Source organism: Pseudoduganella sp. R-32, assembly GCF_049913245.1.
Lineage (GTDB): Bacteria > Pseudomonadota > Gammaproteobacteria > Burkholderiales > Burkholderiaceae_D > Rugamonas.
Map to the genome: position 1 here is coordinate 3,983,041 of NZ_CP183987.1, position 22,517 is coordinate 4,005,557.

At 64.2% G+C, this 22,517-nt stretch carries 19 protein-coding genes; 3 read left to right on the plus strand and 16 right to left on the minus strand.

Translation table 11 applies throughout. The features are described from left to right. Positions 1-3: 3 nt before the first annotated feature. The 15 genes from ACN9MU_RS18125 to tssB all read right to left on the minus strand — a co-directional run bounded on the left by ACN9MU_RS18125 (position 4) and on the right by tssB (position 16,503). Positions 4-1,410: a cation:dicarboxylate symporter family transporter gene (locus ACN9MU_RS18125; protein ID WP_426343225.1), complete on the minus strand. Its 1,407-nt coding sequence runs from the start codon at positions 1,408-1,410 to the stop codon at positions 4-6. Between the two features lie 10 nt (positions 1,411-1,420). Further along, positions 1,421-2,734, minus strand: coding sequence for a dicarboxylate/amino acid:cation symporter (locus ACN9MU_RS18130; RefSeq protein WP_426161775.1), 1,314 nt, complete (start codon positions 2,732-2,734; stop codon positions 1,421-1,423). Then, a complete protein-coding gene (locus ACN9MU_RS18135; RefSeq protein ID WP_426343226.1) occupies positions 2,731-3,600 on the minus strand; it encodes a substrate-binding periplasmic protein in 870 nt (289 codons plus the stop codon). The genes ACN9MU_RS18130 and ACN9MU_RS18135 overlap by 4 nt, the downstream gene beginning before the upstream one ends. After that, positions 3,597-3,800 carry a hypothetical protein gene (locus tag ACN9MU_RS18140; protein ID WP_426161777.1) on the minus strand — a complete coding sequence of 68 codons (204 nt, stop codon included), beginning with the start codon at positions 3,798-3,800 and terminating at the stop codon, positions 3,597-3,599. The genes ACN9MU_RS18135 and ACN9MU_RS18140 overlap by 4 nt, the downstream gene beginning before the upstream one ends. Before the next feature lie 40 nt (positions 3,801-3,840). Beyond that, entirely contained in the window at positions 3,841-4,227 is a 387-nt protein-coding gene (locus ACN9MU_RS18145; RefSeq protein WP_426161778.1) for a DUF4280 domain-containing protein, read from the minus strand. Continuing rightward, positions 4,227-4,940 (minus strand): toxin-antitoxin system YwqK family antitoxin, encoded by a 714-nt coding sequence (locus tag ACN9MU_RS18150; protein WP_426161779.1) that lies wholly within the window; start codon positions 4,938-4,940, stop codon positions 4,227-4,229. Before ACN9MU_RS18150 ends, ACN9MU_RS18145 begins: the two co-directional genes overlap by 1 nt. Then, positions 4,941-6,926, minus strand: coding sequence for a type VI secretion system Vgr family protein (locus ACN9MU_RS18155; RefSeq protein ID WP_426343227.1), 1,986 nt, complete (start codon positions 6,924-6,926; stop codon positions 4,941-4,943). Beyond that, complete coding sequence (gene tssH, locus ACN9MU_RS18160) at positions 6,923-9,556, minus strand: type VI secretion system ATPase TssH (protein ID WP_426343228.1); 2,634 nt, start codon at positions 9,554-9,556, stop codon at positions 6,923-6,925. The genes ACN9MU_RS18155 and tssH overlap by 4 nt, the downstream gene beginning before the upstream one ends. A gap of 3 nt (positions 9,557-9,559) precedes the next feature. Further along, entirely contained in the window at positions 9,560-10,585 is a 1,026-nt protein-coding gene (tssG, locus tag ACN9MU_RS18165; RefSeq protein ID WP_426343229.1) for a type VI secretion system baseplate subunit TssG, read from the minus strand. Then, a complete protein-coding gene (gene tssF / locus ACN9MU_RS18170) occupies positions 10,573-12,351 on the minus strand; it encodes a type VI secretion system baseplate subunit TssF (RefSeq protein WP_426343230.1) in 1,779 nt (592 codons plus the stop codon). The genes tssG and tssF overlap by 13 nt, the downstream gene beginning before the upstream one ends. Then, positions 12,348-12,806 (minus strand): type VI secretion system baseplate subunit TssE, encoded by a 459-nt coding sequence (gene tssE, locus ACN9MU_RS18175; RefSeq protein ID WP_426343231.1) that lies wholly within the window; start codon positions 12,804-12,806, stop codon positions 12,348-12,350. The genes tssF and tssE overlap by 4 nt, the downstream gene beginning before the upstream one ends. A gap of 169 nt (positions 12,807-12,975) precedes the next feature. Continuing rightward, positions 12,976-13,878: a hypothetical protein gene (locus tag ACN9MU_RS18180; protein WP_426343232.1), complete on the minus strand. Its 903-nt coding sequence runs from the start codon at positions 13,876-13,878 to the stop codon at positions 12,976-12,978. Continuing rightward, positions 13,875-14,360, minus strand: coding sequence for an Hcp family type VI secretion system effector (locus tag ACN9MU_RS18185; RefSeq protein WP_426343233.1), 486 nt, complete (start codon positions 14,358-14,360; stop codon positions 13,875-13,877). Before ACN9MU_RS18185 ends, ACN9MU_RS18180 begins: the two co-directional genes overlap by 4 nt. A gap of 67 nt (positions 14,361-14,427) precedes the next feature. Next, positions 14,428-15,918, minus strand: a complete 1,491-nt coding sequence (gene tssC, locus ACN9MU_RS18190) for a type VI secretion system contractile sheath large subunit (protein WP_426343234.1) — start codon at positions 15,916-15,918, stop codon at positions 14,428-14,430. A gap of 45 nt (positions 15,919-15,963) precedes the next feature. Next, entirely contained in the window at positions 15,964-16,503 is a 540-nt protein-coding gene (tssB, locus tag ACN9MU_RS18195; protein WP_426318146.1) for a type VI secretion system contractile sheath small subunit, read from the minus strand. A 212-nt stretch (positions 16,504-16,715) separates the two neighbouring features. Here tssB and ACN9MU_RS18200 point away from each other — a divergent pair, with 212 nt between their 5' ends. Next, positions 16,716-19,991: a winged helix-turn-helix domain-containing protein gene (locus ACN9MU_RS18200; RefSeq protein ID WP_426343235.1), complete on the plus strand. Its 3,276-nt coding sequence runs from the start codon at positions 16,716-16,718 to the stop codon at positions 19,989-19,991. A gap of 11 nt (positions 19,992-20,002) precedes the next feature. Beyond that, positions 20,003-20,410, plus strand: a complete 408-nt coding sequence (locus ACN9MU_RS18205) for a hypothetical protein (protein ID WP_426161790.1) — start codon at positions 20,003-20,005, stop codon at positions 20,408-20,410. On the opposite strand, the gene ACN9MU_RS18210 is transcribed toward ACN9MU_RS18205, so the two are convergent. Beyond that, positions 20,380-21,147 carry a hypothetical protein gene (locus ACN9MU_RS18210; RefSeq protein ID WP_426343236.1) on the minus strand — a complete coding sequence of 256 codons (768 nt, stop codon included), beginning with the start codon at positions 21,145-21,147 and terminating at the stop codon, positions 20,380-20,382. The genes ACN9MU_RS18205 and ACN9MU_RS18210 overlap by 31 nt on opposite strands. Before the next feature lie 272 nt (positions 21,148-21,419). Here ACN9MU_RS18210 and ACN9MU_RS18215 point away from each other — a divergent pair, with 272 nt between their 5' ends. Then, positions 21,420-22,517: a hypothetical protein gene (locus ACN9MU_RS18215; protein ID WP_426343237.1), complete on the plus strand. Its 1,098-nt coding sequence runs from the start codon at positions 21,420-21,422 to the stop codon at positions 22,515-22,517.

Below are 22,517 nucleotides of genomic sequence, written 5' to 3' on the forward strand. Positions count from 1 at the left end.
CTCCTAAAAAGTGGCCAGCAGATGCTTGCGCAGGCCGGCCCCGAGCCCGGCGCAAAAGACCAGCAGCAAGGTGCCGCCCAACAGCAGCAGGCTCAGTACCGCCTGCCGCCGCCCCAGCACCAGCACCACGGACGCCCCTTGCACGCTGTCGCGCGCCGTTGCCGCCGGCAAGCGTCCCGGCTCGGCAGCCAGGGCCACCAGGGCTGCCGCGGCAAGGTAGGACACCAGGCTGCGGGTGCCTTCGCACAGCACTTCAACTGCCACCAGGACGGGCAACAGGGCATCCAGCGGCAGCCCGAAGCGCGCCTGCAGCACGCCGGACCACAGCGCGGCCTTGGCGCCCGGCAGGCCGCTGGTGGCCAGCGTGAACCAACAGGACAACAGGGCCAATAGCACAAGGTCCTGCAAGGCCAGGGCATGGCCGTAGATATTGGCCGCGTAGACAGCCAGCACCGCATGGAACAGCGCTTCGCCGCTGCGCGCGAACACCGGAAATGTGGAAGCCAGCAATTCCACCGTGCCGCGCGCGAAGCCGAGCCGTACGCTGAGCGCTTCGATGAATTCCGGCAGCGCGGCCGTGCCTACCGGCGAGAACAGGCACACTGTCAGCGGCATGCGCAATGCCGTCAGCACCGGCGCCGGCGCCGACTTGAGCCGCCAGCACAGGGCCGCCAGCGCCAGGCCCGATGCCAGCAGCGCCGCCACAGCCCAGCTTCCAAGGAAGCCGCCCAGCAGGCTGATTTCCGTGCCGGCGGCGCCAACTGCGGCCGCCGCCAGCACGAAGGCGATCAGCGGCAGGCCGGTATTGACTAGTCCGATCACCCCTTCCAGGCCGCGGTAGACTGCCTCAAGGATGCTGCCAAGTTGCGCCGCCCTCTCCATTTTCTGTGCGGCGACCGCGGCGCCGAACAGGATCACGCCCACCAGCACCGAAGGCACGGCGCCGGCCGCCAGGGCGGCATACAGGTTGGCCGGCACCAGGTCGGGCGCCGCCGGCATGGCCGCCGGCGGCCCATCGCCGCGCAGGCTGATCGGCGCCCCGATCTCAGCGCGCGCTGTCAGGCGGCCCAGCGCCGCCGCCTGGTCCGGGGCCATGCCGGCGCCACCGGCCGCGGCGCTGGTCAGCAGGGCTCCCGCCAGCGCACAGGCGAGCATGCCGGCCAGCCCCGCCGCCAGCAGCCAGGCAAGGCGCCCCCAAGGCGCCCCGCCGGCAACGCTGCGCTGCAGGCCGAAGTACACCGCCAAGGCCAGGAACGGCAGCGTGGCAGCCTGCACCAGCGACAGGTAGAGTGCCGCCAGCGCCGCAAACAGCGGGCTGGCGGCGGGCCAGGCCAGCCCGCACCACGCTCCCAGCAGCATGGCTGCCAGCAAGGCCGCTGGCTGGTGCAGGATGGCGTGCAGCGCTTTCATGGCATGTCCCTCACAAGCCGAGCGGCCGAGCGCAGATCAGCGACACCGCAGCGCAGCCCACCAGCACGCTGACTGCGGTACGCGCCATCGCGCACAGCGGATCGACCGCAACAAAAAGCACGAAAGCTGCTTCGAACGGCAGCGAGAAGTACGCGCAGACCGTGCCCATCAGCGCTACCGTCGCCACCCCGCCCATGCCGGACGAAGCGAAGCCGGTCAGCGCCGCCACCGCTGCCAGCAGCACCAGTTCTCCCGGCCCGAGCGTACGCCCGTACAGGGCCGCGATGAACATGGTGCCGCTGACGAAATAGACGACCGGGCCGGCGCGCAGCAGGGCCGTGCACAGCGGCACCAGCAATTCCACGCGGGCCCGCGCAAAGCCCAGGCGGCCCGCCAGCGCCTCCACCATGGCCGGCATGCAGGCGGCGCTGTTGTTGGTTGCCACGCCAAGCGCAAACGGTTCGCGCATGGCCTTCAACACCGGTTTCAGCTCGCCGCCTGTGCGCTGGCGCAGCAACAGCACGGCCAGGCAGATCACCAGGGCGCTGACGAACAGGAATCCCAGCACATAGCCGGCCATTGCCGCCATCGCAACGACGCCGGTATGCGCCACCTGGCCGGCTGTCATGCATACCACGACCAGCGGCAGCGGCAGGTTGATCCAGCGCGTCAAGGTCTGGCAGGCTTCGTACACGGATTGCAGCGCCTGTTGCAGGCCGCCGGCGATGCGCTCGGGGACCTGTCCGACCGATACCCCGAACAACAACGCAAAAACCAGCACTTTCAGGGTTTCGCCTTCGGCCAGGGCCGCGAAGATATTCGAGGGCACCAGCCGCCGTACGATGTCCTGCGCCGTCGCCGCCGGCGGCGCGACATCCGCCTGGTGCAAGGCCATTGCGGTATTGGTCTGGTCAGCATCGCCGCCAACCAGCTGGCCCAGCTCCTGCCTTGTGGCGTCCGACAGGTTCTCGCCCGGGTGCAGCACCAGCGTGCCGGCAGTAGCCAGCACGGCGGCCGCCAGTGCCAGCAGCACGAACACCAGCACCACGCGCCGCGCAATCCTGCCGGTGCCGCCTTCGCGGTACAGGGTCTGCAGGCTCAGCACCACGGCCGACATCATGAACGGCAGCACCACCATGGTCAGCAGGTTGACGTAGACGCTGCCGACTACCGCCAGGCGCAGGCCGGCCGCCGGAGCGGCCCAGCCGATCGCCCCTCCCAGCAGCACGCAGGCCAGGACCACCAAAGGATTGATGGCCAGGGACCGCACGCGCCGCCAGGCAGCTGCGGGCAGCGGGCCGGCAAGCTGGGCCAGTGCGCTCATGGCTTGATCCTCCTGTCGCCGGGAGGGCGCCTGCCGGCGCGCGATGCAATCACCTCATTGACGAACGCCAGCAAGGTGCCGTCGCGCACGCCCACCATCACGCTCAGCGCCGTTTGCGCATCGGTGAATGTCACCGTGCGCAGGCTGAGCGCCAGGCGCGGGTCCTGCTCCAGCACCTCGCGCACTGCCAGCTCGTCGCGATAGGCGGCCAGCACTTCGCCGCGGCGCACCGCATCGACCAGCGCCTGCCAGGTGGGATACGGTTGCAAGCGGGCCGCCGGGAAGTCGCGCCGGGCGAACTCCACCCACGATGTGTTGGCCATCACGCCCAACGGTCCTTCGAAGTTGCGCATGGCTTCCTTCAACGGCTGCTTGCCGTATCTTTCGGAGAAGCGTACACGGTGGATCAGCATGGCGTGGCCCAGCACCAGGTAGGGCGTCGAAAACAGCACCATCTGGCTGCGCCGCAAGGTGCGCCCGAGGCGGCTGATGCCCAGGTCGGCCTGGCCGTTGCCGACCATTTCCACCACTGCATCGACGCTGCTGGAACTGCGGTCGAAGCGTAGCTTCACGCCCAGTTCCCCGGCAATCGCCTGCGCCAGCTCGATGTCGATCCCGCTCATCACGCCGTCCTTCTGCGCGTAGAACGGCGGGCTGTCGACCTGGTACATGGCGATCACCAGCTCGCCACGCTCGACAATGCGGGCGATATCGGGCGCCAGCAGGCGGCCATCGGCGGTGCGTACCAGCGGCGAGGCCGGCGGCAGCGCAGCACTGGCTGTTGCCGCCGCCGACGTTGCGGGCGCGGACATCAGGCCCATGGCCAGCAGCACCGGGGATGCCAGGCGGGCCAGGCGGGCGTTCATGGCGCCTCCTGCGCGACCGGGGCCGGCGGCGCGGCCACGGCCGGGGCGGCCGATTGCGGCGCCGCTGCCAGGACTTGCGGCGCATGTACGGCCGCCTCCGACATGCGCACGCCGAACTGGAAGCCCAGCGCAAACATCAGCACCAGCAAGGCCACCACGCCGCATGATCCCACTGCCAGCAGGCGGGGTGTCAGGCTCAATCGGTATTCCATCATCGCACCTGTCTGTCCGGATCCGGGTTCAGGGCACGGACACCGTGGCCTGACCCGGCACGCATACTTCGATCACCCCGCCGGCCATGCACATCAGCTTGGAGGCATTGTTCAGCGCCGGCAGCTTGCCCAGCAGGACTGTCGGCGAGCCGGGCATCCAGGGAGCACTGGTCATCGGCACGCAAGGCATCGGCGTCAACACGCCCAGTGCCGCAGCAGTCGCCGCCGCCACTTGCGGATTGCCCAGCGAAGTGCACATGCCGAACGGCAGGATGTTCACCATCGGCTTGCAATCCATGACATTCGCATCGGGCATCGTCGATACGACCTGGCTGGCCGGCGGCACCATCAGAGTGCCGGGCGCCAGCCCGAACGAGCATTTGAGCATCGCTCCAGCGCATACTTGTTGTCCCATCAGTCGCCCCTCAGTAGTCGTTTGATGCGTTCCATCAGGGCCGGCGCCGCTTCGGCATTGCCCAGCCGTCCCCCCTGCGCATTGAAGCGCACCGGCGGCCCCACCGGAACGCCGTCGCGATACAGCACTTCCTCCATCAGCGCCCCGTTGGGCCAGTAGCGGCGCAGCGAACCATGCAGCAGGTTGGCGCGGTAGCTGCAGCGCTGCACCACTTGCCCTTCCGCGTCCAGGTCGACCGACTCGCCCTCCAGCAAGCCGCTGCGGTACACCGAGTTGCGCACCTGCCGGCCTTCGTGGAAGAAGGCAGCCGGCCCTTCGATCTGGCCCGACTCCAGCGACAGGCGCGCCGTAACCTGGCCTGCCTCGTCATAGGACAGCGCAGGCCCGCTGGCGACGCCTTCGGCCATGGTCTGCGCCATCACCCGCCGGCCGTGCACATAGGTCTCCACCAGGCCATGCGCCAGCCCGCGCTGGAAGGCACTGCGTTGCACCAGGGCGCCGTCGGCGTCGTACAGCGTCATCGGCCCATGCAGCTTGCCGTGCTCGAAATGGGCCTGCATCGCCAGCTGGCCGCCTGGCCAGAACTGCTCCAGCGGGCCATGCAGGACGCCGCTGGCCATGGCGCTGCGCAGCAGTATGTTGCCGTCGGCGTCGCGCTCTTCGACCACCGTCGGCACTGCGCTATTGCTGGCGGTTTGCAGTGGGGATTCCATTCAATTCACCTTCGCCATGGCGCCCTTGAGCGTCAACACCGCCCCCGCCTCCACCGTCTGGGTGGCATCGGCCTTGCTGTTGATGATGGGGGCCTTGTGGTCGATCTGCAGGCCGGCCTGCAACTGCAGCGCCTTGCCTGCCTTGCACCCCAGGTCGGTGCCTGCCTCGCATTGCAGCGCGGTACCGGCCTTGTTGCTCAACTCCGTGCCAGCCTTGGCCGACAGCGCTTTTGCCGCCTCGAGCGCCAGGCTGTCGTCCGACACCAGCTTGATGCCGCCTTTGACGGAAATGGTCAGGCTGCCGTCGATCGTCAGCTGGTAGTCGCCCTTGACCGTATGTGTGAACGCGGCCTCGTTGGCGTGGGTCTCGGCTCCCTTCACGGCCAGTTCGCGGCTGCCGGCCACCTGGTGCACTTCCTTGCCCTTTTTCAGGACGATGGTGCGGTCGCCCTCTTCCAGCGTATGCAGTTCCGCGCCCTTCTTTACCGTCGTGGCCAGGGCGTTCTCGATCTCCACCGCCATATCCTTCTGCGCATGCATGTAGAGCTGCTCGGCGTCCTTCTTGTCTTCGAAGCGCAGTTCGTTGCCGGCCTTGCCCTGCTTCGACGACAAGGTGCGCAAGATGGACTGGGTCTGGTTTGCCGGCAGTGTTGCTGGCGGCACGTTGTTGCCGTTGTAGACGCTGCCCGTCACCAGCGGCCGGTCCGGGTCGCCGTTCACGTAGCTGATCACCACTTCATGCCCGATGCGGGGCAGGAAGAATGCGCCAACGCCCTTGCCCGCCGCGGCTTGCGCCACGCGGATCCATGGCGCCCGCTTGTCGTCGGCGGCCGCGTGGTCCCACGGGAAGCGCACTTTCACGCGCCCGTGCTTGTCGGTCCAGATCTCTTCCCCCGAAGGCCCCACCACCATGGCCGTTTCGCAACCGGCCATGCGGGGAAGCGGCGCCTGGCGCGGAGGACGGAACGGCACGGCGCCGGGAAACGCTTCGAAAGCGTTGCTGTATACGTCGTCACGCACCGTATGCCGGACCCGGCGCAGCACGAAGTCGGCATTCAGCGCGGAGACGAAATGCCCGGCCAGCGTGAAGCGCGTTCCAGCACAGAAGGGATAGCAGAAGCTGTCTCCGTGCAGCACTTCCGACGCGCACTGGCTCTCCTCCACCTGCAACTGGGCCAGCGCCCGGCCGGCATCCACCGTGCCATGGCCGGTGGCGAATTCATAACTCGCGCCCATGCCCGCCGTTGCCTGGAAGCTGCCCTCGAGCGAGGTGTCCGGGGTGACGAAGTCATAATCGCTGACGGTCGCCTGCTGCAGCACGATCCGGTGCTCATGTGCGAAACGCGAGACGGCATCGACCGGTCGCAGCATGCCCGTTTCGGGCCAGAAGCGAACCTTCGCAGCGCCGGCGCAGTCGGCAAACTGGCTCGATGCATCGGCCAGCACCATGGTGTGCCCGCTGGCGGCAAAGGTAAAGAAGTAGCAGATGCCTGCCTGCTCCATCAGCCGTGAAATGAAGTCGAAGGCGGTTTCGTCGTATTGCACGCAGTATTCGCGGCTGGCATAGCTCTTGCCGAGCCGGGACTCGAAGGCCACGCCGAATCCACCCAGTACATCCTTGATGATCGCGTCCACGCCCAGGTTGGAAAAGATCTTGCGGTCCCGCGAGAGGGTCAGCTTCCACAGCGCCGGCACCAGCTCCGCTTCGTAGAGCGCGAAATCCTTATCCTCGCCGCTTTGCACGAATCGCATCACCATCCCGCTGATGTAGCGTGTGCCCCCAGGGCCGCCGATACTGACCGTCATTTCCTTGCCGACGGCGGCGGCCGCGCGCAGGCTGGTGCTGGCGGAACGCATATGCAGCGTAAACCCGAACAGCTCGGACAAGCCTTCGCTACCAGCCAGGCTATCGAGCAGCAGGTCGTCGGCGCCGAAGGGCGAAGTCAGTTGCATCAGGCCGCAGGCCTGTTTGAAGCCGGTTTTCATGCCGCCCTCCCGATCGGACTGTCACGGAAACTATAGGAAAACTGCGTGCCCGCCACCGACATGTGCACGGCCGAGAATGCCGAAGCGGTGGCGATCCGTTCCAGCACCTGGCTGGCCAATTGCGGCAGCACGGTCTGGGTCAGGATGAAGTCGACATTGCGCGCGCCGCTGTCGACTTCCGTGCAGCGCGCCGCAATCGCGGTCGTCACCGCATCGTCCCAGCTGAAACGGGCGCGATGGTGGGCGGTAAAGCGTTCGGCCAGCCTGGCCAGCTTCATGTCGACGATCATGCCGATACCGGCGTCGTCCAGCGGATAGTACGGCACCAGCACGACGCGGCCAAGGAAGGCAGGGCTGAACTGGCGCAGCAGGGCTGGCCGCAGCAACTCCACCAGGGCGGCTGGATCCGGCACTGCACCGTTGTGGCAGGCACGGGTAATCACATCCTGCGCGGCATTCGAGGTGAGCAGGATCATGCAGTGCCTGAAATCGATCGCGACGCCCTCGCCGTCCTCCATGGTGCCCTTGTCGAAAACCTGGAAGAACAGCTCCAGCACATCCGGATGGGCCTTTTCCATCTCGTCCAGCAGGACCACGCTGTAGGGCCGGCGCCGTACGGCCTCGGTCAGCACGCCTCCCTTGCCGTAGCCCACATAGCCGGGCGGCGCGCCCTTCAGGCTGGAGATGGCGTGGGCCTCCTGGAATTCAGACATGTTGATCGTGATCATATTGCGCTCGCCGCCATACAGGATGTCGGCCAGTGCGCAGGCGGTTTCAGTCTTGCCCACCCCGCTCGGGCCTACCAGCATGAACACGCCGGCCGGCTTGCCCGGATCGTCAAGTTCGGCGCGCAGGGTACGCACCCGGCGGGCGATGGTGTCCAGCGCCTGGTCCTGCCCGACGATGCGCTCGCACAGGCGCTCGTTCAGCTCCAGTACCGTATGCACCTCGTCGGCCAGCATTTTCCCGACCGGGATGCCGGTCCATCCGGCGACCACTCCCGCCACCATGGCCGAATCGACGCACACCGGTACCAGCGGTTCATCGTCGCGTATCGCTTCCAGGCCTTTTTGCAGGCGCTGCAACTGGGCGGCCTGGGCCTGCTGTTCTTCGTCACCGGCGTTGCCGGCATCGGCCCGGGCCGCGATCTCGCGCCGCAACGCCAGGATTTCCTCCACGGCGCGGCGCTCCTCCGCCACCTTGGCCACCAGGCTTGCGTGACGGGCAGCCAGGCGTTCCAGGGCGCCCGCGAGTTGCGCCGCTTCGGCGGCATCGCCCTCGCCGCGCCCAAGCTGCTGGCGCGCCAGGCGCAGCCCCTCCTGCGCCAGCACCATCTCGTGCTCAAGTGCTTCCAGCGCGGGCGGCGTCCCGGCCTGCGCGATGGCGACCCGGGCGCAGGCCGTGTCCAGCACGCTGATCGCCTTGTCCGGCAGTTGGCGCCCTGCGATGTAGCGCTGCGACAGGCGCACCGAATCGCGCACAGCCTCGTCCATGATCTCCACCTGGTGGTGCCGCTGCAACGTTCCTACCATGCCGCGCAACATGCCGATTGCCGCCTCCGGCGCCGGTTCATCCACCTTCACTACCTGGAAGCGGCGCGCCAGCGCAGGGTCGCGCTCGACGTGCTTCTTGTATTCGGCCCAGGTAGTTGCCGCAATCGTGCGCAACTCCCCTCGCGCCAGGGCCGGCTTGAGCAGGTTGGCGGCATCGCCCTGCCCTTCGCTGCCACCGGCGCCGATCAGCTGGTGCGCCTCGTCGATGAACAGGATCACCGGAACGGCAGCGGCACGCACCTCGGCAATCACCGATTTCAAGCGCTGCTCGAATTCGCCGCGCACCCCGGCGCCGGCCTGCAACAGCGCCAGGTCCAGCGCGCACACGCGCACGTCCGCCAGCGCGGCCGGCACGTTGCCGTCGGCAACGCGCTGGGCAAAACCTTCCACCACGGCCGTCTTGCCGACGCCGGCCTCGCCGGTGAGGATGGGATTATTCTGGCGCCGGCGCAGCAGTACATCGATAATCTGGCGGATTTCCTCGTTACGGCCGCGAACCGGGTCGATGCGCCCGGCGCGCGCCAACGCCGTCATGTCGACCGTGTACTGCTCCAGGGCCGGCGTCGAGCCGCCCGCCTGCGCTCCTCCGCGCCGCACTTCGGCGCCGGCGCTGCCGCCCAGCAGCGAAGCCAGCTCGTTTTTCAGCCGCTCACGCGGGATCTCGAGCAGGGCCGGAGCGGTCTCGATCAGCATGCCGCGCATGCTGTCCAGATCCAGCATGGCAAGGAGCACAGCACCGGAGCGGATTTGCTGCGCCCCCAGCAGCATTGAACCGGTCAGCCAGGCTTCGCGGAACAGGGCAGCGAAATGGGGCGACAATGCTGGCGTGCGACCGTTGCCGCGCTTGAAGCCATCCAGGCAATCCTGCACCTGTCGCCGCACCGCATCGGCGTTCACGCCATAGTGATTCAGCAGCAGCATCAGGTCGGAGGCGGCGCCATCGATCAGCGCTATCAGGAAGTGCTCCACCTCGACGTTGAAATGGGTTTGCTGGACACACAGTTCAGCGCCCGCGTCCATGGCCCGCCGGCATTCGGGGTCAAGGCGCGACAACAGGCTGCGGATATCGACTTCCATGCCTTAGCTCCCTTGTCCCGGCAGCACGAATCGCACCGCCCGGTATTCGCATCCCGGCCCAGACGGCGCCGCGCGGCCGCACAGCCATGCGCTGCGTCCCAGGCGTGGCGCAAGCCCGCCCCCGTGCTGCGCGCCCAGGCGAGACTCCGGCCTGCCCGCCAGCTTCAGTTCCAGCGTCACCTTGACATCGCGCTGCAGGTGACGCGCTACCAGCCAGCCCAGCAAACCGCATTGCCGTCCGTCCGGCAGCAGCGCCGCGAAACGGTCGGGCGTCAGGGATGGCGCGCGAAGCGCAATGCCCGCAGCCTGGTCCCAGGCACGCGCGCCCAGGCTGGCGCCGCCGCCAAGCCGTTGCGCCGCCTGGCCGCCGCCAAGTCCCCTCAGACGCGCCCGGTCGCAGTCAGCCAGCGGATGCCAGTGGCCGACGAACTGCCTTCCCTCGAATGCGACGCCAAGGCGATCGCGCAAAAGCGTCAGCAAAGTCGCCAGCGAGCGAGGCGCTGATCCTTGCAATCCCGCGTGGCGCAACCAGGCCAGTTCACCGCCTGGCCCAAGGGCGCCCTCCGCCAGGCCAAGTCCCGACAGGGCGTCCAGGCTGCGCGGAAGCGGCGCCCGCGCAGCGATCCCTTGCAATGCCAGGTGGTGCTTGCAACGGGCGCGATACCAGAACCCGATCAGGCGCTGGTTGAAGATGTCGAGGAAATCCAGCCCTGCGCCATCGCGCGCCCTGCGGCGTGCCAGCAGCAACTCGGTGAACGGCGCCGCCAGCGGGCCTTGCGCGCCGGCCAGCGTCAGCGCCGCAGTGCGCAAGGTCAGCGGTGGTCCAGGGCGCGCGCTCTCGCCCAGGCTGGCGATATCGCTCGGTGCAAACGCCATGTCCACCTGTGCAGCCAGCCGCAGCGCCTCGTTGGCGCCGACGCCACATCCGACCGGGCTGCGCGCCGGCTCGCTGCGCTCCACCAGGCTGATGGCCTGGAACAGGTTGAAATCCTGCGGTGCAGCCCGCAATTGTGCGATCAGGTCAGGCATTGCCGCCCCGCCATTGCAGGCCACTGCTTCCAGGTTTCCCCGGCACGCCGTACCGACAGGCGCACGAAGGAATTGGCCGTAGTGTACAGCGCAAAGAATCTCGCCAGGACGCCCGCCAGCACCAGCGGCGAGGTGCCGTCAAAGGCGGCCGCATCGAATTCCAGCGTGACGTCGGTGCCGCGGCAATGGCCACGCCACGAATCGCCGCCCAGGCGAGCCGTTCCTGGCTGCGCATGCAGCCGCTTGATGCCCCGCACCTGGAGCTGGTCGCGGGCACTGCTGCCGGCAAACAGCGACAGCATGTCGCGCAGTGTCGCCGCACCGTTCGTGCCATCGGCCAATGAACGGTGGTTCAGCCGCAGCAGCGCAACCAGGGCCCAAAGCGCATCGTTGCCCAGGGCCGGCTGGCGCGGTGCACTCGGCTGGTAGACCGCGCGCACCGTAGTCGACTTGGCCACGCCATCGCCCCAGAAGCGCGTGCCTGGCAAGACCTGCTCGGCCAACAACCGGTTGGTGCACAGCAGGCTGGCGTAGACCACATGCTCGGCCAGCGCCGCCCGCACATCGCTGCGGTCGACGAATCCGAGGTAGACGTCGCTGCCGCTGATCCCTTTGCGCAGGCTAGCCTCTCGCCGCATCGTCCAGCGCACTTTCGCCCCGCTGGAACCACCTTCCGTCACTGCGAACGCGCTCGGAATCTCCACCCCACGTTCGCCACGCGGGTCCGCCGCACTGACCGAGACGATCGAATGCACTTCCAGCACCGCATCGCGGCGGCGGTCCGGAATCAGCAGGTATTCATAATGGCGCCGGTCCAGCACGATCGGCTCGCTGGTGACCGGGAAAAGGTTCAAGGCCGGAACACAGCCCAGCAGCACATTTTCCGGGCGTAGCTGCGACAAGACCGCCGAACTGTGGGTGAACACCAGGCGTATAGAAAAGCCGGCGCCGCGCCCCAAGCGGCCGCGCAGTCCGGACAAGTCAAAGAACTGGAATTTGCGCGGAAACGCGAAGTACTCCTGTAGAAGGCAGTATGCGGGGTGGACGTGCGCCGGCCGCGCCAGCATTGCCTGATCTTCGGCGAAGCCCACATCCACCATGTGGTGCGCGGACATGCGATAGACGCCGGCACTGCCTACTACCTCTATATATTCCAGTGCGCTGATCAACAGCTCGTGCAAGGGCATCGTGGTCAACAAATCGCCCGACAAATGGAGACGCAGCGTATCGAGCTCGAGTTCCGCCACATCGATACCACCATCGCACCGCAGGTCGAGGCGCAAGATCCTTGGATCTTCCTGCACGACGGCGCCGACCCTCAGTGGCCACAAAGTCGTGTCCCATCCCACCTGGAAACGGCATTGTTCGCCCGTCGCGGCTGTGGTGGACAGCATGGTGCCGCGCTTCACCGGCATCCCGGCCGTGACCTTGCCCTCACTTGGGTCGAGCGTCATCTGCATGACAGACATGGCGGGCACGGGCTGCGTCAGGCTTGGGCACAGGTTGTCGAGCATCGCAGCGGCCACGGTCGGAAAGTCACGTTCCAGTTCGCGATGCACGCGTGCATTCAGGAAGGCAACCGACTGGATCAGGTGCTCGGTATGCGGATCGGCCGCCTCGTCGCTCGTCAATACCAGCCGATGCGCGACCTTCGGGTAGCGCGCCGCGAAGTCGGCCGACTGCGCGCGCAAATACGCCAGCTCGCGCCGGTAGTATTCGAGCAGATCGTCCTGGGTGCGCATGGCAGGTTTCTCCCCGGGGTTCATGCCGCCGGCTCCAGGGCTGCCGAGTGGCCGTCCAGGACGCAGTCGAAATGCACCTGGCGCTGCTCGCGGCCAAGCGTCACCGCACCGCTGATCCTGATACGTGCCGAAATGGGCTTGCCAGGGTCTGGCGTCACCTTCACGGCCACCTGCGTCAGGCGCGGTTCGTACAGCGCGAGCGCGCGCGCCACCACTTCTTCCCATCGGGAGAGGTCGGCAGAAGACTGCGGCGAGAGCCGCAAGGTATCCGGCAAGCCGTAATGCAGGGAGCCCGCGCTGTCGCCCAGGAACTCCTCGATGGTGAGGCCATTGCGGGAATTGAGCAGCCTGGAAAGGTCGGTCAGCATCGACTGCCGCAAGCCGTCGGCATCAAGCAGGCGGCCCGCGCCGGCCGCGCCGGCCCCCCCCGTCAGGCGATCGAACAACGGTGAAACGGAATTCGCTGGCATGGGCTTCATGGCATCACCAATCCAAGGCTGCTTCAAACAAAAGGGCTTGAAATGATGTTAGGGCAGGCCAACTCCGTTACACAAGTATCACGCGCGTAACAGCGAAGGACGTGGCCCGATCAGGCATCAGGTACGTCTTGCACCGCCCATGCGTCATGGCGGTAGCATATAGGGTGTCTCAGTGATTCGCAGAGTCGCCCAACGAGGCGGTTCGCACTCCGCCCCTCGGAGCCAAGTAGAACATTTCAAACTCGTACGTACCTAGATCGCAGTCCCGCGGATCCGTGATGATGCGCCCGCTTGCATCGAGATTCGTCGCCTGCGTATGGCCTGGCTTATGGCTCCAAAGACCAGTGTTGTCCTGCCTGTACCAGTGATAGTCCGGACGAGGTCCGCGCTCGCGAATCACCAGGGCTATCAGATAGTATCCTGGCACATTGACTACTGGCCCCATGCCACCGCGCGCGGTGCCGAGGCAAGGCAGCAGATGGGCCTTTTGCCGCAATTGGCGACTCTGGTCATCTTGCAGTACTGCCAGGCGAACGGTCTCCGTACTGAGTTCGCCATAGAATTGCATGGCCCCTTGATGCCTTCCGCCTGTCGTGTTGGTGAAGTACCTGCCAGGTTGTGGCTTGGTTCCGGCAACGTGGTTGTTCGGGTCGTCGCAGGCGTACGCATAGCAGTTTGTCGATTGCTGGACCCGGGGCGTGTTCCATTTGTCCGGTTCATAGGTCGGATGCGAGGACCTGTCAGCCATTGGAATCTTTCCGCTTCCACGCTCCAAAGTGGCGGCAGTCGAAAGAGCTGTATAGAATTCGGCTTCTATCGGGCCCAGGCGATTCCGGTATTCCTTTGGATCCTCGCGCTGCCACTGCATGAGCGCATCCTCTGCGACGCCGAGGGTTACTGCGGACTTCGCCCGCAAGTAGACTTTGATCGCGCTGACAAGCGAATCAAGTCGCTTTGAGCGATAGTTGAACGGCCCGCTGCGGTTGATTTTAGACTCGAATTCACTCAGCTCCATAAAATCCTCCATCCATTGCCACACCCAGGCCGTTCGCTGCACGCCGACAAGATTCAATCTGCTTTCATGGTCTCCAGGTTCCAGTTCCAGGTTCCAGTGCCCTTGGCCGTCGAATCGGTCTTCTGCTGCGTGAAATCGGCCTTGATCTTGGTGAAATTGATGGAGAACGAGTCGTTCGGGATACCGCCGCCGCCGCTGCAGCTCATCTGCGACACCATGGCGTTATCCATCACGTAGGTCATGAAGTTCATGTAGGCGCCATTCTCGACGCGGCCGATATTCAGCTTCGCCGCCCCGATCTTGGTGCCCTTGACGCAGGCCTTGAACAACTCGGTGGTGGAAAGGTCCGATGATTTGGAAAAGGACATCTCGGACAGCACGGCGCGGCCCAGCGTGCGCTCGGTATTGCCGGCATCGCTGCCCATCGGGAGGTAAGCGTTGTGCGAGAAAGAGTGGACGATGATTTTGTCGGCAAAGCCGGTGATCGTGCAGTTACCCTTGATGTCGGCACCCAGGTCCAGAATCAGTACGTCTGACATAGCAAGCTCCGTTATGTAAAAGCGGCGGCAGCGACTGGCGCTTGCCGCACGCAAGATGGATGATCAATCAGGCTGCCGCCGCCGGCAGTTGCGCCACCAGGCGAATCGAGGTCGTCAGTTCTTCCATCTGGAAGTGCGGCCGCAGGAACACCGTTGCCGAATATGCTCCCGGCTTGCCCGGCACCTCAGTGACGTCGACGCGTCCCTCCGACAACGGGAAGCGCGCCTTCTCGCCCTGCGAAGCATTGGGACTTAGCAGCACATAATCGCTCAGCCAGTTGTTGAGGAAGTTCTCCACACTGTCGCGGGTCTGGAAGCTGCCGATCTTGTCGCGCATGATCACCTTGATATAGTGCGCGAAGCGCGAGGCCGCCAGCACGTAAGGCAGGCGCGAGGACAACGCCGCATTGGCATTCGCCTCGTCCTTGTTGTACAGCTTCGGCTTGTTGACCGATTGTCCGCCGAAGAAGGCGGCCATGTCCGAGCCTTTCGAGTTGACCACGGCGATGAAGCCAAGGTCGTTCAGCTCCTTTTCGCGGCGGTCGGTGATCGACACCTCGGTCGGGCACTTCAGGGCGATATCGCCTTCGTCGGTCTTGAAAGTGTGCGCTGTCAGGCCGGTGATCTTGCCGCCGCCTTCCACGCCGCGGATCGCGGTGGTCCAGCTATGCTTGGCGAAGGCATCGGTGATGCGCAGGCCGAGCTGGTAGGCCGAATTCGCCCACAGGTATTTGTTGTGGTCCTTGCCGTTCACGTCTTCCTCAAACGCGAACTGCTCCACAGGATTGGTCTTGGCGCCATACGGCAGGCGGGCGGCGTAGCGCGGCAACACCAGGCCGACATATCGCGAGTCTTCCGAATCGCGGAAGCCGCGCCAGGACACCAGTTCATCGCTTTCGAAGATCTTCGCCATGTCGCGCGGCACGCCCAGCTCGGTGAACGATCCCATGTCGAACAGCGATGGCGCAGCGGCCGCGATGAACGGCGCATGCGCAGCCGCGGCGACCTTGGACAGGCGCTCGAGCAGCGCGATGTCCTGCGGATGACGGCCGAAGTAGTAATCGCCGATGAACAGCGAGTACGGGTTGCCGCCGAAGGTGCCGTATTCCTCTTCGTAGACTTTTTTGAACAGCACGCTCATGTCGTGGTCGACCGCGCCTTCCAGGTCCTTCAACAATTCCTTTTTCGAGACATTCAGCAGGCGCAGCTTGAGCATCGTACCAGTCTCGGTGCCGAACACCATGTCATGCAGCCCGCGCCACGATGCCTCCAGGGCCTGGAAACGCTCGTCGTGCAGGATCGCGTTGACCTGGTCGCTCAGGATCTTGTCGATCTGCGCCACGCGCTCGTTGATCATGGCAACCACGCCCACGTCGGGCGCCTTCTTCATGCCTTCGTCCAGCACCTGGGTGGCGAACTGTCCCAGGAGCTGGCGCGCATATTGGCTTTGCGATGGCTCGACTGCCATTTTTCCTTCTTGGACGATGCGATCCAACAGGCTCAATTCCTGGTTGGTCGTGCTGGCACCGGCCTGGACTTCCTCTTGATTACTGGCCATTTTGGACTCTCTCTGATGAGTGGAGAAGACAGCGCGTTGGCGCTATCAGGACTGGACTTCCTCGGCTTTCTCTTCCGCGGCCTCGCCGCCGGCATCGGCCCCGCTTTCAGCCTTCAGCGTTTTCAGCTCTTCGGTGTTTTCGACGATCTTCTCGAGCAGCGTGTCGAGTTCATCGTTGCCATCGAGTTTGCCGAGCAAGTCGCGCAATTGCTGGCGGACGAGCAGCAGCTTGGCCAGGCGCGGCACCTGCTGCGCGATGGATTCGGGATGGAAGTCGTCGATCTCATTGAACTTCAACTCGATCTTCAGGTTGCCGTCTTTCTTGTAGGTGTCCGGCACCGACAGGTCAAGGCGCGGCGCAATCTTCGCCATCACTTCCTTGAAGTTGTCGCGGTCGATTTCCACAAGGCGGCGCTGCTTCAGCTTGGGCAGTGGCACCAGCGGCTGGCCCGACAGGTCGGCCAGCAGGCCCACCACCAAAGGTAGTTCCTTCTTCTCGACGGCGCCGCCGACTTCTACATCGTAGGTAATTTGTACGCGTGGGGGACGGTTCCGTCCCACCCATTTTTGCAAGCTGTCTGACATCACGCCCTCACTGGAAATGTTATATGGGACAGACCGGGTGTTTCGGATTTGAGATTAGGACTGCGCTTCCGCGTAACACAAGTATCAGCGCCGTATCAAGCTATATCGGGCCAATTCTGCGTCGCAACTTTTCGCAGCAATCGTGTTAGCATGCGCCATCGTCTCTCCAGCGCACGTCCGACATGCCCGACTCGAATGCCGCAGCAGCAGGATTGAAAGGAACAAGGAGCCCCTTCCGCTTTGGTGCATGGCTGATCGACCCATCCACCAACTCGATCGAGGGCGAGCACGGCAGGCGCCAGATGGAGCCGCGCACGATGGATGTGTTGCTTGCCTTGTGCAATGCGCATGGTGCCGTGGTCAGCGCAGACGAATTGCTGCAGCAGTGCTGGGGCAACATCGTCAACAGCGACAGCTCGCTGCACAAGAACGTTGCGCAACTGCGCCGCCTGCTCGGGGACGACGCGAAATCACCGGAATACATCGAGACCATCCGCATGCGCGGCTACCGCGCCGTGGCTCCGATTGATTTCGAATCGCACGGCACGCGCAACTGGCAGGCTGGTTCTCCGTTCCGCGGCTTGATGGCCTTTGACGAGGCGCACGCGGATGTTTTCTTTGGTCGCGACGAAGCAACCCGCAACCTGGTCGAAACGGTGACAGAGCAAGCCAGGCATGGCTTCGCCCTGACGATGGTGCTCGGCCCTAGCGGCGTCGGCAAGACATCGCTGGTCCAGGCCGGCCTGTTTCCCGCGTTGTCGGCGCGGGGCCCGGATTGCGAAGTCGCGGTGCTGGATTCCACAGCCTTCGACCTGGTGGAACTTGGCGAGCAAACCCTGTTCACCGGCCTCGCCGGGTCCCTGATCGACCTGCAATGCGGCGAGCAATGCGCCTTCCCGGGGGAGAGCGCAATCTCCCTTGGCATACGCCTGCAGCAATCCTGCGCCTCCGTGATTGCGGTGATGGAGGCGGCGCTCGATAGCTATGCGCCGTCGCGCAGCGGCCTTCGCTTCGCGGTTTTCATTGACCGCTTCGAGGCCTTCTTCAACGATGGCCGCATCGCCGAAACCGAACGCCAAGCCTTCCTGAGAACGTTGGAGCAATTGGCGCGCAGCCGCGCCGCGCTCCTGGTAATTGCCTGCCGCAACGACTTCTACCCCAGCATAGCGAAGTACCCCCTGCTCACTGAGGGCAAGCGGCATGGCGGCCACTTCGACCTTGGCGCTCCCGGCTTCAGCGACATCGCTCAGATCATACGCCGGCCGGCGGCTGCGGCCGGACTCAGTTTCGACACCGATCCCGCGACCGATGCCAGGCTGGACGACGTACTGTGCGAAAGCGCGACAGACAGCCCGGATGCGCTGCCGCTTCTACAGTACTGCTTGCAGGAGTTGTACCGCCTGCGCACGGAACAGGGAGTCCTCAGCTTCGAGGCCTTCCACCAACTGGGCGACCTGGAAGGCGCGATCGGCCAGCGCGCGGAGCAAGTGGTGCTGGAGCTGAGCGACGCCCAACGCGCCACCATTCCCCACATCATGTCCCTGCTGATCGTGCTGTCCCTCGACGGAGACACCGCCACCAGCCAACGCGCGCCATGGTCGGCGCTGCGCGGCGTTGCCGCGCACGAGGCAGTGCAGGCGCTGGTCGAAGCGCGCCTGTTCGTCAGCGACCTGGCCGACGGCAATCCGGTTTTCGGCATCGCGCACGACGCCATCCTGCGCCGCTGGCCGCGCATGACCGACTGGATCGCGGCGCATCGGGTGGCGCTGCGCACGCGCGGCCGCCTGGCGCAGCAGGCAACGCGATGGCGCGACGAGGGACGTCCGGCCGACTTGCTCCTCCCCCGCGGCAAACTGCTGGACGAAGCGCGCGAGCTGCAGCATGCGGGCGTGCTCTCGCTTTCGGACAATGAATCCGAGCTGATCCGCGCCTCGCACCAGCGCGCCCGCCAGCGCGACCGCCTGCAAATCCTGGCTCTCTCCGCAATCATCACCCTGGCCCTGCTGGCCACCGGCCTGGGATTGAGCGCTGTCGCTGCCAAACGTTCCGCCGAACAGCGGCGCAACGAAGCGGAAAGCATGATGGACTTCATGCTCGGCGACTTCGCCGACAAGCTGCGCCCGCTGGGCCGCCTCGACCTGCTCGAAAGCGTCAGCGGCAAGGCAATGCAATTCCTGCGCGGCTCCGATGACGACGACTTGAGCGCAACCGCCCTCACCTTGCGCGCCAAAGGCTTGCAGGTGATCGGCGAGGTCGCACGTGCACGGGGAGATTCCAAGGTAGCGATTGATGCACTGAACCAGGCCAACGCGATCCTGACTCGCCGGCACCAGGCTGCGCCTACAGACATCCAGGTGCTCAAGAGTCTCGGCGCCAATGCATACTGGGTCGGCCAGATGCACAAGGACCGCAACGACTGGGAGGCCGCCGGCGCCGCATGGCGCGACTACCTCGCCTATTCGGACCGGCTGCACAGCCTCGAACCGGAAAATGACGAATGGCTGATCGAACAATCGTACGCCCACAATAATCTCGGTAGCCTGGCCTTCCAGCGCGGAATGCCGGAACTGGCGGTTCCGGAGTTCCAGCACTCAATAGGATTGAAACAGCGCGTCCTGGCCAACAAGCCCGATGCCCGTTCAGTCAAGAGCGACCTTGCAAGCAGCTATTCGTGGCTGGCCTCGGCCAAGGAGGCTTTGGGTGAGTTGCAGGAAGCGCAGCAGTTGTATGCGCAGGAGATGCAATTGATCCTGGAACTCCGTAAGCAATTCCCGGACGAGTCAACGCTGGCACGCCGCCATGCACTCGCCCTGCAGCATCGGGCAACGCTTGGCGTAGCGCTCGGCCTGGATGCCATCGCACTACGCGATTACGACGAAGCAAAACTGCTGTATACCCAGTTGACCTCGCACGATCCGGAAAACCGTGCCTGGCAAGTTGAAATGGCCGGCCTCGATGTGGATCGACTGAGGATCATTGCCCGCCATTCACCGCCTGCCGACCTGCTGCCAAGAACGCGGGATGTGCACCGGCGCCTGCAAACCATCCTCTCCTTCGACCCAATGAACTCGGACTGGAAGTTGCGCGAGGCGGGTGCGCGCACGCAAGTAGCGGCAGCCATGCGGGCGAACGGTGAAGTGCGGGCGGCGGAGCAGGAAGTTAATGGCGCAGTCGCCAGCCTTGAACCATTCTACAAGAGCAACCTGTCCAACTTGAACGGAAGACTGGTGTTGATCGAAGCACTGCAGCTCCAGGCCGTGCTGCAGCTACAAGCGAAAAACGCGAGCGCGGCGGCCCAGGTCTGCAGGAAGATCCACGCCTTGATCGAGAGCGATGCCGGCCGGTCCATGAATTATCAGATCCTGGACCCGTGGGTTCGGGTAAACGCTTGCCTGCAAAATCAAGAAGTCTTTACGAAAGGAGCCAAACTACTCAGCCAGATCGGTTATCGTGACAGTTCGTACTTCCAATTTATTTCTAGCCATTAGAAGGGAAATACATGCACCCACTCGACAGACCTACTGTTCAACGCCGCATCGTTGTCAGTATCTTCGGCATCGAAAGCGATGCCAATGCCACCTACACCTACATCGAGCCGGTCACCGGCGAATCGTTCGTGCAGTCCGACACTTGCAATATGAAGATCAACCGTCCATCGGTCTGCCTTTTTGTGCTGGACGACGACGCCTCGATCAGTGGCTGGACCATCAAGGAAATCACGGCCAAGCCGGCAGGGGCGCCGCTGCTGCCCAGCGCAAAGGGTCCCTTCGGCCTGTCGCTCGCCACCTATAACGACCACAGTGACGATACGGCAGTGTTCAACTACTACATCCACTTCTACAACACGGTCACCGAGGCCACGTTCAAGGAAGATCCTCAGGAAGAGAACATTCCGCGGCCACGATGATCTACCAGGTAGAACTGTAAAGCGTCGCAAATCGCCCCGGCCAGCTCTTCCTGCAATGACATGCAGAGTTCGCCGCGGCGATCGAATTGCGAGAGCCAGGCGATGCTTCCTGCTCCCGGGTCGACCAAACGAATGGAAGCGCGCACATGGTCATCCTCCACCCGTACGCTGCCTTCCAGCCGCGGCGATTGATTGGCATCCGATACAGCGCTGACTTGCAAGCCCTTGCCCAAAGTCTGGAATAGCCTTGAGCCCAGCTCTTCGTCCAGCCCGCAGACAAAGGTATTGCTGGCGCCAGCGCCGGTCAGGTTACGCAAGGGGGTCAGGAGAATTCGCTTGTAGCGCAGGAGCTTTGGCGACGTACCAGGGCAGGCAATGACGGGTACATAGCTTCCCATCGGGATCGAGACATGAATCGCAGGCGTGATTTCCAGCGCAGCATAGTAAGCCGAAAGCCGCTGGCGCAAACGCCCAATCTGTACCCGGACCTGTGGGTCGAGACTGGTGTCGTACGTACTCGCATCGCGACCAAAAAGATCCAAACCGATCGCATATTCGTTGATCTCTTGCTCATTGCCGCTCAATTTTTTTTCGAGCAGGAAGGTCAGCAAGCGACACATCCGGGGCGCCTTCGCGAAGGTTGGGCTGGCCAGCAAATGGTCCACTTCGCGCCAGAGCTCTTCGTTTGACAGGGAAATGCCATTCTCTTCCAAGGGCTGCATCAATCGTGCGTTCATTTCCGTTTCCAGTTAGAAGTGATCGAATTGCACTTGCGACGTGCTGCAGCTACTCTAATTTCCCTCCCGGCTTCTTGCCTTACGACGATCTTACGGCTGAAAATTGTTGCGTTATCCGCCTTTCACGCATGGTTTGAGAAAGATCAAAACGACCCAGACAGGCCGGAGAGGTTGCGCATTTGTTGTATTTGCAGGCGACGTGAGTATCGGAGAGGATTGAGCGCAGCCGTTGCCCGCAAAATTTGAGACTCGCCAACAAGGGAGCAACAAAGATGAAGAGCGCCGTCGCGACACTGTTGATGCTTGCCGCTTACGCGCTGATCGCCGGCGAAGCTGCGGCCCAGCATCCCGCCTTCACCGATGGTGTCCGAAGCGGGCCCGATGCCAACTCATCGCTTGTCGAGATCGTCAAGGCCCTAGCGTGGCCAGTAGTGGCGCTCGCGATGGGTATCGTCTTTTATCGGCCGATTACACTCTTCGTCGCAGCCCTTGGAAGCCGCATCACCAGGCTTTCGCTCTTCAAGGTCGAACTCGAACTGGTGCCTGCCGCTCCCGCCACCACCATGCCTCTTCTCGACAACATCCGTTCGGCGACCCTGGCTGCGGAAATTGCCGACTCTTCGTCAGCCATGCTGGATCAGGTTCAAATTCAGACACCCGCGGATTATGTGCTGGTCATGCTTGGCGATGGCACTGAATGGCTGACCTCCCGCCTCTTCATCGCGATTGTCATGGTGGAGCGGATGCGAGGGGTCAAGGCATGTGTCTTCGTAGAGCGGTCAGCAAACTCCGAGCGCAGCTTCCTCGCCGTTGCGACAATCAGGGAGTTGCGCCAAGCGCTAACTCGCCGCTATCCCTGGCTCGAAGTCGCCTGGTTACAGAGCCTGCTTTCAATTTACCCTGGACTTCCGCCCATCGCTCCCAATACTGAGTGGCATCCCGACCCCAAAAGAATCAGTGCAGGCGGTCCGCCACAATTAAACGAATCTGGAAGCTTTACCCCATATGACGCGCGATCGATAGTTGCCAGATTCATCGAATCGCTGCAGCGAAATGAGATGAATCCCGATCCAGGCCAGGTGTATATAGAGACCGAATGGGTATCCCTGCGGTCAAGCAAGGAACGCGCCCAATGGGTCTCCAGGGAGCTGCTCGCGACCTTATTGCCCAATGCCGCATTCGAAGCCTGGGCGCCAAACCTGCGAGATGCGCCCAGGGCTCAATTGACCCGTGCGGTGCTGCGCCGGCCCGGCCCCTTCGTCGCACTGGTAGACGGCAACCGGGAATTCTCGCGGCTGACAAACCGCGGCGCCTTATTGGAGGAAACCGCAGCGAAGCTAGGTGAAGAGCCGGACGACAAGCCACACTGA